The organism is Christiangramia oceanisediminis (genome assembly GCF_022570735.2).
GTDB classification, from domain to species: domain Bacteria; phylum Bacteroidota; class Bacteroidia; order Flavobacteriales; family Flavobacteriaceae; genus Christiangramia; species Christiangramia oceanisediminis.
On the sequence record NZ_JANCNS010000001.1, the window covers coordinates 1,307,366 to 1,321,637 of the forward strand.

Here is a 14,272-nt window from a genome sequence, read left to right on the forward strand (position 1 = left end):
TTGAAGAAATTAGGTTTACTGTTTATGATGATGCTGGCATTTACTGCCTGCAATGACGATGAAAAAGAACAGGCTGTAAAGGAGGTCAAAGAGGAAAAGCCTGTGCCTGTCAAGAAGGAGTATGGTTTTATCCTGGATGACTATGAAGTGCTAAAAGATACCATCGAGTCTGGAGACAGTTTCGGTTTTATCATGAACGAAAACGGGGTAGATCATGGAAAGGTTTTCGAGATCTCTGAAAAAGTAAAGGATACTTTTAACCCTGCCCGTATCACTGCTGGAAAAAAGTACATGATCCTGAGGGCGAAAGATTCGGCCAGGACTCCCCAGTATTTTATCTACGAGAACGACAAGATCAATTATACCGTGGTTTCCCTGGGAGACAGTATTTATGCTGAAACCCGCAAAAGGCCTGTAACCGTAAAAAGAAGAGAGGTTTCCGGAGTGATCGTTTCTTCACTTTCAGAAGCGATACAGGACCAGGGGCTGAGCAATTTGCTGGTTTATGAACTTTCTAATATTTACCAGTGGAGCATCGACTTTTTCCGCCTTCAGAAGGGAGACCAGTTTAAAATGGTTTACCACGAAAAATATATTGAAGACACCATTTTTGCCGGAATTGAGAAGGTGGACGCCGCGGTTTTCAAACATTCAGAGAAGCCTTTCTATGCCTTCAGGTACAATGTTGACTCTCTTACCAATAAGCCAAGTTTTTACGATGAAGAGGCCAAGGCATTGCAAAGCTTTTTCCTAAAGGCACCGCTAAATTATTCAAGAATTTCCTCGAGATATACCAAAAGAAGATTTCATCCGGTTCAGAAAAGATGGAAAGCACATTTGGGAACAGATTACGCAGCTCCTTACAATACGCCTATCGTTAGTACGGCCAATGGAACCGTGATCGCTTCAGGATATACTTCAGGAAACGGAAATTATGTAAAGGTGCGACATAACAGTAAATACACTACTCAATACCTGCACATGACCAAAAGAGCCGTTAGAAATGGCCAGTTGGTGAAACAGGGAGATGTGATTGGTTATGTTGGAAGTACCGGACTGGCAACGGGACCTCATGTATGTTACAGGTTCTGGGTGAACGGAAAGCAGGTGGATCCTTACAGGCAAAACCTTCCTTCAGCCGAAAAGATCAAAGACGAATTAAAGGATGAATATTTTGCTTATATCCAGCCATTAAAAGCAGAATTAGAAGAAATAGAATATAAAAGTATTTAGATGAAAGCGATTAATCCAACCACTACAAAAGCCTGGAAACAACTAGAAAAGCATTACGAGGAGGTAAAGGATGTGCATATGAAAGATATGTTCAGCCAGGATCCATCCCGTGCAGAAAAATTCAGCATAAAGTGGGAGGATTTTTATGTTGATTATTCCAAAAACCGGATTACCGAAGACACCCGTAAACTGCTATTAGACCTGGCGGAGGAATGCGGACTGAAGGGTGCTATGGATGCCTATTTTGGCGGTGAGGCAATCAATCAAACCGAAAACCGGGCTGTTTTGCATACGGCATTAAGAGCTTCAAAAGATGCGGCTATCCAGGTTGATGGAGAGAACGTTATACCCGAAGTTGAAAATGTAAAGGCGAAAATAAAGGATTTCAGCTTCGAGGTTATCAGCGGGGCAAAAAAAGGATTTACCGGGAAACCGTTTACCGATGTGGTGAATATAGGAATTGGAGGATCTGATCTTGGGCCCGATATGGTAACCCAAAGCCTTAAATTCTACCAAAATCATCTCAATCTTCATTTTATATCCAATGTAGATGGAGATCACGTACACGAGACCATAAAAGATCTGAATCCTGAAACGACCTTGTTCGTGATTGTTTCCAAGACCTTTACCACGATGGAAACTTTGAGCAATGCTACTACCGCAAGGGAATGGTTTCTGAAGTCGGTTCCTGAGACCGAAGTTTCCAAACATTTCGTGGCCGTATCTACGAACCTGGAGAAAGTGGAGGCTTTTGGGATAGATCCTGAAAATATTTTCCCAATGTGGGACTGGGTTGGAGGCCGATTCTCACTATGGAGCGCCGTTGGACTTTCTATCTGCCTGGCCATAGGTTATGAAAATTTTTCGGCCCTTCTGGAAGGAGCCCGAAAGATGGATGAGCATTTTAAGAATACCAAGTTCGAAGAAAACCTTCCGGTTCAGCTTGCCATGCTTACTGTTTGGTATAACAACTTTTTTAAGGCTGAAAGCGAAGCCATCATTCCATATTCTCAATACCTGGAGAAATTCCCTTCTTACCTGCAGCAGGCGATCATGGAAAGCAATGGAAAGAGCGTGGACAGGAATGGCGAAAAAGTGAATTATGAGACTGGCACTATCATCTGGGGAGAGCCCGGAACCAATTCACAGCATGCGTTTTTCCAGCTTATTCACCAGGGAACCAAATTGATCCCAGCCGATTTTATAGGTTTTAAAAGATCGCTTTTCAGGGATAAAGCCCACCAGGATAAGTTGATGGCCAATTTCTTCGCGCAAACCGAAGCTCTACTGAACGGAAAGGACGAACAAACCGTGGTCAACGAAATGAAGTTCAAGAAATTCAGGTCTGAAGAGATCGATAAGATCAGGTCTTTTAAAGTATTTGAGGGAAATAAACCTACCACTACCATCCTGATCGATAAGCTCACTCCTGAAAGTCTTGGAAAGTTAATTGCTTTATATGAACATAAGATCTTCGTGCAGGGAGTGATCTGGAATATCTTTAGCTACGACCAGTGGGGAGTGGAATTAGGAAAGCAGCTTGCCAGTAAAATACTTGCTGAATTCGATGATGATTCGGTAGAAGATCATGATTCTTCCACACGTAATTTATTGAAACAGTATCTTAATAATTAAGAATTTTCTTGTTAATATGCTGATGTTATTTTAACATACATATAATCAGGCATTTATAATTTTGTTTTAGTTTTAAGGGACCTGTTTATTGATCTAACCAATTAATAGACAGGTTCAGAGAAAGTAAACCTGTAAGATTTGATCTTTCAGGATTAAAATATCTAAACAAAACTAAAACCTATGAGAAAATTATTACTACTGGCGATGCTACTGGCGTCTGCTACAATTTTTGCCCAGGGAACTGTTACCGGTACGGTTTACGATTCAGAGATGAACTCTCCGCTACCTGGTGCAACAGTCCTGGTTTCCGGAACCAACACCGGAACTTCAACCGATTTTGATGGAAATTTCAGTATTAATGTACCGGCCAGTTCCGGAACACTGGAAATTAGTTTCGTAGGATATGAAACTAAAAGATTGCCATTTACCCTGGTAGATGGAAAGGCCGATCTTGGACAGATTATTCTTAACACCGATGCCGGAGCCCTTTCGGAAATCGTGGTGATAGGTTCTGGAGTGATCGACCTGGAAGAAGATAGGCAAACGCCTATTGCTGTTTCTACTATTAGAAGAGGTGAGATACAGCAGAAGGCTGCCGGGAACGTTGAATTTCCTGAAGTCATGAAAAGTGTACCATCGGTGTATGTTTCAAACCAAACGGGGTTTGGCGATTCACAAATGTTTCTGCGTGGTTTTAGCCAGGCCAATACCGCTTTCCTTTTAAACGGACAGCCAATAAACGGGATGGAAGACGGGTTGATGTACTGGTCTAACTGGTCTGGGATGACAGACATTGCCAACGCTGTACAGGTGCAACGTGGGCTTGGTTCATCCAAACTGGCCATTTCATCGGTTGGAGGTACGGTGAACATCGTGTCTAAAACAACCGATAAGACCGAAGGCGGATTTGGAAGATTCCTTACCGGAAATGATAGCTTCTTTAAGGCTACTGCCGCTTATGATTCTGGGCTTAATGATAAGGGATGGGGTTTTTCCGTTCTATTAGATCACTGGCAGGGCCATAGAAAATTTAGCGAAGGAACCTTTGGGGAAGGTCAGAACTATTTCCTATCCATTGGTAAGCTCCTTGGAGATCATAACTTCAACTTCCTGATCTTTGGAGCACCACAGATGCATGGACAGGTTTGGTCTCAGCCAAGAGAAGTTGCCGATGTTTTCAGAAAATATAATCAGCATTGGGGTTTCGATGAAGGAGAAATTGAATCGGAAAGAACCAATTTTTACCATAAACCGGTTATGAACCTTAACTGGGACTGGAATATTTCTGATGCTTCGAATCTTTCTACCGTTGTGTATGCGTCCTGGGGACGTGGCGGCGGAACCGGTCCAAGAGGAGGTCAGCCAATTCGGGAGCCCGATTATAATATTGAAGGAGTTGAAATTGCCGGGCAAATAGATTTTCCTGCAATTCGTGAACGCAACAGCCAAATTGGTGTTGGTGGGGATTTTAGCAATCCCGATGGTCCTGGGTATATTAGAAGAGCTTCGATGAACAACCACCAGTGGTATGGTATGGTATCGAACTTTGAAACTCAATTTGGGGAAAGATTTAGCTTTAATGTGGGAGCAGATTTCAGGTTTTATACTGGAGACCACTTCAGGCAGGTGATCGATTTCTATGATCTTACCGGCTGGTCTAATGACAGGCCAGATGACCGAATTGTGCGCGAATCTTTCAGCATTAATCCATGGCAAACTCTGTTTGATTATGCCGATGAAGACGAACGGATCAATTACGATTATTCCGAAGATATCAACTACCAGGGTATATTCTCACAGATCGAATATGCTTCCGATAAATTTTCGATTTTCTTCCAGGGGGCTTTGTCCAATCAATCCTACCAGCGACAGGATCGATTTGCAACTGATGCCAATGGGGACCAGACCACTGTAGAGTCTGATAAGGCCACTAAAATTGGATTCAACCTTAAGGGAGGAGCTGCTTACAGCTTTAATGACCAGCATAAGGTGTTTGTGAATTCAGGTTTCTATTCAAGGCAGCCATTCCTTGACAATATTTTCTCGGGAACTGCTGAGCTTGCCACGCCCGAAGTAGATAACGAGGAGATCACCGGCCTGGAAGCCGGGTATCGCTTCGAAATTAATAATTTCAGGGCAAATGTGAACGTGTATCGAACCGAGTGGGCAAACAGGTTCATTTCCAATGGAAATACGATAATTGAACGATCTACTGGGGAAGAGATCGACCTGAGCCGTGAGCAAACCGATGTAACCCAGTTACATTCCGGTTTGGAAATCGATATTACATACAGGTTGTATAATAATTTGCGGTTTGGAGCCTACACTTCGATTGGAAACTGGGAATTCTCAGGTTCCACTCCTTACAGAAGTAGGGATTTTAGAGATAATACCTATTTCGATAACGAAGACCTTGACGATTATACCGATAGGGATGGTAACGATTTACCGGCGAGTTTCTTTTCTGGTAATGTGAACCTGGACGGAGTTGAATTGGGAAATGCCCCTCAATTTACTATTGGCGCCAATTTTTTCTACGAGGTGACCAATGACTTCGAGTTTGGTCTCGACTGGAATTATTTCGACAGACTTTATGAATTTGTAGATGTATCTGATGTGGTTTCTGAAGGTAATTCGTATGAAACTACTGAGCTGGAAAGTTTTTCGGTATTCGATTTTACAACCAGTTATAATTTCGATATCGGGAATAACAGTGATTTTATCTTAAGAGCGAATGTCTATAACCTGTTCAATACTGCCTATATCAATCAAACTGATGCGTTTGGCGTATTTTACGGGAATGGTAGAACCTGGAACGCAAGCGTTACCTATAGGTTCTAAAACCGAAAAATAATTCAATTCCTATTTATGGCTCCGGGTAATCCTGGAGCCTTTTTTTAACATACTTTTCACATATAAGTAGGGCAGCTTCTCAAAATACTGTTAGACAGTCAATTACTCTCTGGGCTTTGAATTTATAGACCTGATATTTAATTGGTTATATCGTTTTCGTAAATAAAAAGCTTGTTTTAGTTAAAAATCTTAACATTTAAATAATGCAGGATCGCAAAGAATATATTTTTTTTGCAGCGAATTTAAATCAAACACAAACTTTTTAAAACATGAGGAAATTATTACTGTTAGCGATGTTTCTTACATCTGCTACCATTTTTGCTCAAGGGACTATTACCGGAACGGTGATTGATTCCGAAATGGATGGACCGCTACCGGGAGCCAACGTCAAAGTTGTAGGTACGAACAACGGTACCATGACCGACTTCGATGGAAATTTCAGTCTTGATGTAGGGTCAGCTGAAGGATCTATTGAGATCAGTTTCGTGGGTTACGAAACTAAAACTGTAAAATTTTCAGTTTCTGGAGGAACGGCTGATCTGGGAAGGATCATTCTTAGTCCTGATGCAGATGCACTGGATGAGGTAGTTGTAACTAGCTTCTCGCTGGCAATAGACAGGAAAACCCCTGTTGCTGTATCTACAATTAGTGCAGCTGAAATTGAAACCAAGATCGGAAACCAGGAATTTCCTGAAGTTCTTAAATCTACACCAGGTGTTTATGCCAACAAGAGTGGTGGTGGATTTGGAGATGCCGAGCTTAGAATGAGAGGTTTTGAAGGTGAAAACATCGCAGTAATGATCAATGGTGTTCCTGTAAACGACATGGAAAATGGTCGTGTTTACTGGAGTAACTGGGCTGGTCTTAGTGATGTAACCAGAACCATGCAAACTCAAAGAGGTCTAGGTGCTGCTAAAGTAGCTGTACCATCTATCGCAGGTACCGTGAACATCGTAACTAAAACTACCGATGCGGTAAAAGGTGGAAACATCTACGCTGCTACTGGTAACGATGGCTATACTAAATTTGGTGCTACCGTTTCAACCGGTAAGACCGAAGGAGGGCTTGCTGCTACTGTTTCTGCCTCTAAAACTACCGGTAACGGTTATGTTGATGGAACACAGTTTGACGCTTATAACTACTTCATTAATTTCGCCAAGGAGTTTGGTGAAGACCACGAATTATCTTTCACTGCTTTTGGTGCACCACAAACTCATGGGCAGCGTCAAAACAGGTACCTTATCGAAACTTACCGCGAGAGTGAGAGCGGCATTCGTTTCAACGGTGACTGGGGTTATATGAACGGTCAGGTTACTCATATAGAAGATAACTTCTACCACAAACCACAAATGTCTTTGAACCATTACTGGGACATCTCTGAAAAAACTGAACTTTCAACCGCTCTTTATGCTTCTTTCGGAACCGGAGGAGGTGGTGGATGGGCAGGAACCAACAAGTTTGGTCTTAACTCAAAATACAGAGATGGTTACCTGGAGCCAGTTAATCTTGACCTTATCGTAGACGAGAATGTTACAAGAGGAGCTCAGGGTTCTGAAACGATCCTAAGAGCTTCAAGAAACGACCATAACTGGTATGGAGCACTTTCTACTCTTTCTACAGATCTAACCGAAGATATCGAGCTTTTGGCAGGTGTCGACCTTAGATATTACAAAGGAAAACACTTCCAGGAGGTTACCGACCTTCTTGGCGGACAGTATTTCTTCGACGATTCTAACGTGAACGATCCTGTAAACCTTGCTCGCGAGGGTGATAAGATTAGCTACTATAACGATGGTATCGTACTTTGGGAAGGTGGATTCCTTCAGGCTGAGTACACAAAATCAGATTTTGATGCCTTCGTTTCTCTTGCTGCTTCTAATACCTCTTACAAGCGTATCGATTATTTCAACTACGAAGATTCAAATCCTTTACAGGAAACCGACTTTGTAAACTTCTTCGGTTTCCAGGCAAAAGGTGGAGCTAACTATAACTTCACGAAGAGTAGTGGTGTATTTGCAAACATTGGATATTTTGAAAGAGCACCATTCTTTGATGCTGTTTTCCTTAATTTCCAGAATGATGTAAACGCAGACGCACCAAACCAAAAGATATTCAGTACTGAGCTTGGATATACTTTCAGAACTGAAAAACTAAGAGCGAATGTGAACGTTTACAGAACCCAGTGGAACGATAGATCTCTAAACTATAGCTATAACAATCCTGATGGTTCTCTTGGAGTAGCTAACATTTTGGGTGTAAACGCACTTCACCAGGGTATCGAACTTGATTTTGAATACCGTCCTTTTGAAGAGCTAACCGTAACAGGTTTCGCTTCTCTTGGAGACTGGACCTGGTCTGACAATGTAACTGGTGTTCAGATCTTCGATGAAGAGCAGAATCTGGTTGATGAGGTTAATCTATTTATCGAGGATACTAAAGTAGGTGGATCTCCACAAACTACTGCCGGTCTTGGTGTTGATTATGAGTTCATCGAAAATATGAGGTTAAGAGCGAACTATAACTTCTACGGAGATTTCTACTCAGATTTCGATCCGGTAAGCCGTACGAGTCCTGATACTCCTGAAGTTTGGAAATTGCCTGATTTTGGTACTATAGATGCCGGTCTTTCTTACGACTTCTCTATTGTAGGATTTGATGCTGCTATCAACGGAAACGTTTACAACATTACAGATACCAGTTATATCGCAAACGCTCAAAACGGGCTTAATAACGATGCCCGTACTGCTTTGGTATGGTATGGTTTCGGAAGAACCTATTCTATTGGAGCAAAACTTAATTTCTAAAAATATATAATAATGAAAAAGTCATTCAATCTAATTATGGTTTTGTTGGGTATGCTCGTGGTGAGCTGTAACCCAATGGAAGAAATCCATGACGAAATAGATACTGAGTTGGACAATCAGATGGCTGTGGCTGAAGCTGATTATGTTCTAACTGAAGATGATTACGAAGACCTTGGGCAGAGCTTCCCAAACTTTAGCTCTGTTGAAGATGCAAGGACTCTAATACCTACGCTTTTATCAGATCTTTTTCCTACTTACGGAGCAGGTTCTATCATTAACGTAGGCTTCGACCTGTATGATCCTTTAAGAGTTCAAAATTATACGGTTACTGATTCAGATTACTCTAAAATAGAGCTTTCCAATGATTATTTTTCTGGAATGGGAGAGATCAAAGAATTCCTGGAGATCGAATTTCCACAGGCTGAAGAAGGAGCTTACGTAAGATTAACTTACGATATGCTTGCAGATGAGAAATACTACTCTCTTAATGACGGGGATTACGATTTCGTGGGTGAAGAATTTGAAGCTGAATATGCTGGTCCTGCAGGAAATGCTGCTCAGTATGGTAGTTTTGATGTTAGAGAAAGCAGCGATAACTACTGGAGCGAAGATATGCTTATTGAAGCTCTGGGAGCTGTGATTTCTGAAAATTTCGGAACCGTAGCCGGGCAGAAATATAATGTTACCTATGAAGTTTATTCTGGTAGCGTTGAAGAGAGAAGTATGACTATCCAGTTTGATGGCAATGCATATGTTTCTGTTGGAGGTACTTCTTACGAACTATCTGATGCCGATTATGATGCTATTGGAGATGAGTTTGCTGATGAATACGCAGGTCCTGCAGCTAATGCAGCTAGATTTGGAAGCTTTGACGTAAGATCTAGCAGTGACAATTACTGGAGTGAGGATATGGTTTTAGAAGCGGTTAACTATATTCTAAAAACTCAATACCCTGCTGCCGAAGATGGAGCTAAATTTGCAGTTTCCTATGCTATTTATAATGGTTCAGTTTCTACTCAGGTAACTAACGTGGTTTTAAGCGGAGATGATTATGTAATCGATACCGAAGCTTCAGTTTCAACAATTGAAGAAACTAAAGTATTCGCTTATACCAATGGTGAATGGAACGAGCCATATATGCTTCCATCTGATTCTTACACTGAAGAATTCGGTCAGTCTTATTCTAACTTTGGAGACGAGGAAGAAGCTCTTTCAAAGATCGCTATTTTCCTTGGTAGAGAATTCCCTTATGCAACCGAAGGTGAATATAAGGCTGTTGGTTATAGGTTCTATAACGGTGAAGCAACCGTAACCGAATATGCAAATTACGTATTCAAAGGAGGTGAGTGGAACCTGATCCCAACTGTGATTTCTGATTCTCTTCAGTTTGGATATGAAGATGGAACCTGGGTGCCAGATAACACCATCAACTATACCCTAAGCTCAGCCGATTATTCTATAATTGCTGATGCACTTGCTGGAAACGCCGAGTATTCTACTGCAGTAGCAAGTATGGAGCGTTACAGTAACTTTGATCGTCGTCCGGGGGCTAGCGCTTATTGGAGTGATGAAATGGTGGTTGTTGCCATGAAGGCACTATTGAACGAGATCGCGCCTAACGCAGAGGAAGGTCAGAAGTATGTGCTTACTTTTGATATCTATAATGGATCAAACACTACCGAAAGTCTTGGCCTTATCAAAGAAGGCGGAGAATGGGTAGTTAACGAGTAAGATCGAAACTATATTCTTAATAAAAGACCTCTTATCAGCCATGGTAAGAGGTTTTTTTAATTTTGGCTGAAATGTTTGATATTTGCAGCCCTTAAATTTTCCAAATGAAGAAATTAACTTATTTATTCCTGTGTTTGCTAATCCTTGCCTGTAGTGCTGAAGATGAACCGGGAACAGATCCTGGACCGCCAGTTGCCAAAAAGGATCCTACGGCCCAGGATGATGAGCTCACCGCAGTAGAGAACGAGGCCTACATCTTTAATAGGGCTGTTCTTTTAGAAAACGACGAATTGATAGATAACGCCATCATCGTCTCCGTAGATGCTGAAACCCAGGAAGGCGGAAGCATTACCGATAACAGGGATAATACCTATACCTATGATCCCCCTTTAGATTACCAGGGAGAGGATAGTTTTTCCTATACCATCTGTGTGCCGGGCGATTCTGAAAGATGCTCCACCGCGACCGTAACTATTGCTGTTGGTGACGCGGGATCTCCGGTTGCTGTAGACGATGCGTACCAAACCGAAGAGGACAAACCTTATACGATCATTAATTATCTGGATAACGACCAGGTGGTGGATAATGCGGTTGTTACCGAAGTTCTAAGCGAAAGTGGAAATTCAACTGTTGTATTACAGGAGGATGGAAGCATTGTTTACACCCCAAATCAGGGATTTTCTGGGGAAGATAGCTTTACCTATACCCTTTGCGATGACGATGAAACCCCTAACTGTTCTACGGCCACCATAACCATGACCGTTATTGATACAGGTTCTCCTGTGGCAAGGGACGATTCTAGAGTAGTAGAAATTGGTAGTGGAGGAATCAATTTTAAAAGACTTCTGGATAATGACGACCTGATAGACGATGCTCAAATCACCTCTGTGAATGGTGATGGAATAAGCGGACAGGTAACACTTGAAAACGACGGTAGCGTTACCTATATACCCGCTGCGGGCTTTTCTGGCGAGGAGACTTTCACCTATACTATCTGTGACGATGATGCCGAACCTACCTGCTCTACGGCAAATGTGACCATTAATGTAGTTGAGGCGGTAGCTTTTGATATTCCTGCCGGCCTTGAAGATTATTATTCTGAATTGGTCTTCACTCAGGATTCAGATCTATTATATGAGAGCCTGTCTGATTTCAGCACCACCATGCATACCAACAGGCTGGAGTATTCAGATCGTCATGATTATTTATATGATGCCGATGCTGCACTAAATGATCCATCAATGGTCGTGCTGATCTATTCAGGCGAACTAAGACCAGATGATGAATACCAGATAGGAGATCTAGATGGAGACGAAAGTTTTAATACGGAACACATCTATCCGCAATCGCTTCTGAATACCGAAGTATCGGTAAGTGATCTGCATTTATTAAGGGTGGCTGATGCTGAAGTTAATTCAGAAAGACTGAATTATCCTTTTGTAGATGGGAGCGGCACTTACAAACTGGTAAATGGCAATAGCTGGTTTCCCGGTGATGACTGGCGAGGAGATGTTGCCAGGATGGTGATGTACGTAAACCTGAGGTACGGGGATTCTTTTGACGAAGTAGGTACGCTTGAGCTTTTCCTTAAATGGAATCGTGAAGATCCTGTTTCAGACTTCGAGATCCAGCGAAATAATGTGATAGAAGGCGCCCAGGGCAACCGAAACCCTTTTATTGATAATCCATATTTGGCAACCATTATCTGGGGTGGGGAAGCTGCAGAAAATAGGTGGGAATAATCCAATTTGGATTTAGTATTTTAGCCTTTGTAGAAAAACTAATATAATCATGTACGAAACGGTTCAGTTTATTCATTCCTGGTGGGCATATCTGGTGCTCTTTATGCTTCTAATTGCGAGTTTTAACGGCATTATAGGTTTTGCCACGAATAAGGAATATTCCGCCACTAATTTCAGGATCGCGCTTTTTACGCTTATCGTAAGCCATATACAGTTGTTGATCGGGATTGTTCTTTATTTCCTTACACCATATTTTAGTATGTGGGCGCAGGAAGGAATGGGTGGCGTAATGGGAGATTCTGTGCTGCGTCTTTACAACGTGGAGCACCCGCTTATGATGATCATTGCGATAGCCCTTATCACTATTGGATATTCAAAACATAAAAAGAAATTAACTTCAAGACCTAAGTTCAAGATGCTGGCCATCTTTTATGGGCTGGCACTGGTAGTGATGCTCTCCAGGATTCCATGGGCCGCCTGGTTCTAGGAATTTTGAAAATAATGTCACCTCGAGCGCCTGCCTGCTGATGGCAGGTAGTCGAAAGGTTAAATAATTTAAAAGCCCCGGTCTTCGGGGCTTTTTTTAATTATTATGAAAAGGCTTGCTATTTTTATAAAATCGTATCTTACATACAGAAAATGAATTTAAAAATGATCACCAAAAATTCTCTTATAAAACAGATTGAGCATCTACCTGAAAGTTTCTCAATAGATGAGTTGATAGAACGCTTAGTTTTGATAGAAAAGGTTGAGATAGGTGAAAGGCAATCTGATAATGCTGAAATTATTTCTGAAATTGAATTGAATAAAGAAATGGAAAAATGGTTCAAGTAAATTGGACTATCCAGGCCAGAGACGATCTTAAGACTATCTATAATTATATTGCCAGGGACTCTAAAAAATACGCTCAACTTCAGGTGTTGAGACTTAAATCTCGAACCCACATCTTAAAAACACAGGCTTTTTCAGGTAAAATTGTTCCTGAATTGGAGCGTAATGATATCAGGGAGCTTATTGAAGGCAGTTATAGGATTATTTATAAAGTAATTAATGAAAATCGTGTAGATATTTTGTCAGTTCATCATTCAGCGCGTGACCTTTCCCTGAGAAGAGTGTAATAAAATAAAGTATTTCCATGTCCCCTCGAGCGGAGTCGAGAGGTTATATAATTTCAAAGCTCCTTTCCTCGGGGCTTTTATGTTTGCTAGGCTTAATCTGAATCCACAGGTCTTATTAAATAAATGTAAACCGGGAAATGATCACTATATCCGCCTTCGTACCCCGAGTATCCATAAGTTCGTCGCGGATAACCTTTAAATTGGCCGGTTTGGGTCTCAAGATAAGGCTTTTTGAAGATACCCGCCTTGTAAAATTGCCATCCCTCGCCTGAATTACCTGTCAAATTGGAAGTCATAAAGAACTGGTCAAACAAATTCCAGGTGTCCCGATAAGCCAGACTGCCCTGTCCGTTTTTTAACATATTCTCCATGGGATTGAATAAATAGTCATTTCCCAGTTCATCGTTTTTTGATTGAGTTTTAAGGATTTTTTTAAAGCTTTTACTGCTTGGGTCATCATTAAAATCTCCCATACTTATAATTCTTGATTCAGGATCTATCCTTTTTATAGAATCGATGATGCGCAAATTAAGAAAGGCAGCCTTTTCCCTTTTATAAGCACTTCTCGCTTCCCCGCCACCCCTGGATGGCCAGTGGTTAACAATAAAGCTGATCTCCTCGTTGTTTAAAAGTCCTGTTACCACCAGTTGATCCCTGGTGTAATCGCGCTTCATGGCCTTATCAGATTCATAGATCAATAATTTACGAGGATGATATTCCAGCGGGCGAAAGACCTGTTTTCGGTAAAGCAAAGCTACATCGATCCCACGTTCGTCGGGAGAGTCGAAGTGGATGATTCCGTAGTTAAAATCTAGAAGATTTGGATGGGAGACCAGATCTTCCAGGACCTGGATATTTTCTACTTCACATAAGCCGATCACCACAGGTGGCTGCCCTGCCTGGTCTGTCCCGATCTCGGAAATCACCCTGCTGATATTATCGATTTTACGTCGGTATTTTTGCTCGTCCCATTTATCCTTCCCCGTTGCGCTGCGGTCATCATCAAAAATATCGGGGTTATCCTCGGTATCAAAAAGGTTTTCTACGTTGTAAAATGCAACGGTTTGTATTTCATAATTCCGTCTTTCCTGTGAATTACAAATCAGAGGTAGAATGAATAAAAGACCTATGGCCTTAATAAAAATTTTGTCCAATA

General features: G+C 41.6%; 10 protein-coding genes. 9 read left to right on the forward strand and 1 reads right to left on the reverse strand.

The genetic code is table 11. The features are described 5' to 3' along the window. The 9 genes from MKO06_RS05895 to MKO06_RS05935 all read left to right on the forward strand — a co-directional run bounded on the left by MKO06_RS05895 (position 1) and on the right by MKO06_RS05935 (position 13,116). Entirely contained in the window at positions 1-1,233 is a 1,233-nt protein-coding gene (locus MKO06_RS05895; RefSeq protein ID WP_241549727.1) for a peptidoglycan DD-metalloendopeptidase family protein, read from the forward strand. Further along, positions 1,234-2,868, forward strand: a complete 1,635-nt coding sequence (gene pgi / locus MKO06_RS05900) for a glucose-6-phosphate isomerase (RefSeq protein WP_241549728.1) — start codon at positions 1,234-1,236, stop codon at positions 2,866-2,868. Positions 2,869-3,048: 180 nt separating this feature from the next. Then, positions 3,049-5,709 (forward strand): TonB-dependent receptor, encoded by a 2,661-nt coding sequence (locus MKO06_RS05905; protein ID WP_241549729.1) that lies wholly within the window; start codon positions 3,049-3,051, stop codon positions 5,707-5,709. A gap of 281 nt (positions 5,710-5,990) precedes the next feature. After that, positions 5,991-8,525, forward strand: a complete 2,535-nt coding sequence (locus tag MKO06_RS05910; RefSeq protein ID WP_241549730.1) for a TonB-dependent receptor — start codon at positions 5,991-5,993, stop codon at positions 8,523-8,525. Positions 8,526-8,537: 12 nt separating this feature from the next. Continuing rightward, on the forward strand, positions 8,538-10,256 hold the full coding sequence (locus MKO06_RS05915; protein WP_241549731.1) for a hypothetical protein: 1,719 nt from the start codon (positions 8,538-8,540) through the stop codon (positions 10,254-10,256). A 104-nt stretch (positions 10,257-10,360) separates the two neighbouring features. Beyond that, a complete protein-coding gene (locus MKO06_RS05920; RefSeq protein ID WP_241549732.1) occupies positions 10,361-11,998 on the forward strand; it encodes an Ig-like domain-containing protein in 1,638 nt (545 codons plus the stop codon). A gap of 49 nt (positions 11,999-12,047) precedes the next feature. Beyond that, positions 12,048-12,485 carry a hypothetical protein gene (locus MKO06_RS05925; RefSeq protein WP_156280816.1) on the forward strand — a complete coding sequence of 146 codons (438 nt, stop codon included), beginning with the start codon at positions 12,048-12,050 and terminating at the stop codon, positions 12,483-12,485. Between the two features lie 164 nt (positions 12,486-12,649). Next, positions 12,650-12,832: a hypothetical protein gene (locus MKO06_RS05930; RefSeq protein ID WP_241549733.1), complete on the forward strand. Its 183-nt coding sequence runs from the start codon at positions 12,650-12,652 to the stop codon at positions 12,830-12,832. Further along, the gene (locus tag MKO06_RS05935) at positions 12,820-13,116 is read left to right on the forward strand and encodes a type II toxin-antitoxin system RelE/ParE family toxin (RefSeq protein ID WP_241549734.1); all 297 of its coding nucleotides are present in this window, start codon (positions 12,820-12,822) and stop codon (positions 13,114-13,116) included. Before MKO06_RS05930 ends, MKO06_RS05935 begins: the two co-directional genes overlap by 13 nt. A gap of 92 nt (positions 13,117-13,208) precedes the next feature. Here MKO06_RS05935 and MKO06_RS05940 read toward each other — a convergent pair whose 3' ends face one another. Further along, the gene (locus tag MKO06_RS05940) at positions 13,209-14,270 is read right to left on the reverse strand and encodes an endonuclease/exonuclease/phosphatase family protein (protein ID WP_279346095.1); all 1,062 of its coding nucleotides are present in this window, start codon (positions 14,268-14,270) and stop codon (positions 13,209-13,211) included. Positions 14,271-14,272: the final 2 nt, after the last annotated feature.

Excerpts from the sequence above, each read along its gene's own strand:
- pgi (WP_241549728.1), top strand. The coding sequence starts at position 1,234 with ATGAAAGCGATTAATCCAACCACTACAAAAGCCTGGAAACAACTAGAA.
- MKO06_RS05930 (WP_241549733.1), top strand. The coding sequence starts at position 12,650 with ATGATCACCAAAAATTCTCTTATAAAACAGATTGAGCATCTACCTGAA.
- MKO06_RS05935 (WP_241549734.1), top strand. The coding sequence starts at position 12,820 with ATGGTTCAAGTAAATTGGACTATCCAGGCCAGAGACGATCTTAAGACT.
- MKO06_RS05910 (WP_241549730.1), top strand. The coding sequence starts at position 5,991 with ATGAGGAAATTATTACTGTTAGCGATGTTTCTTACATCTGCTACCATT.
- MKO06_RS05920 (WP_241549732.1), top strand. The coding sequence starts at position 10,361 with ATGAAGAAATTAACTTATTTATTCCTGTGTTTGCTAATCCTTGCCTGT.
- MKO06_RS05915 (WP_241549731.1), top strand. The coding sequence starts at position 8,538 with ATGAAAAAGTCATTCAATCTAATTATGGTTTTGTTGGGTATGCTCGTG.
- MKO06_RS05925 (WP_156280816.1), top strand. The coding sequence starts at position 12,048 with ATGTACGAAACGGTTCAGTTTATTCATTCCTGGTGGGCATATCTGGTG.
- MKO06_RS05905 (WP_241549729.1), top strand. The coding sequence starts at position 3,049 with ATGAGAAAATTATTACTACTGGCGATGCTACTGGCGTCTGCTACAATT.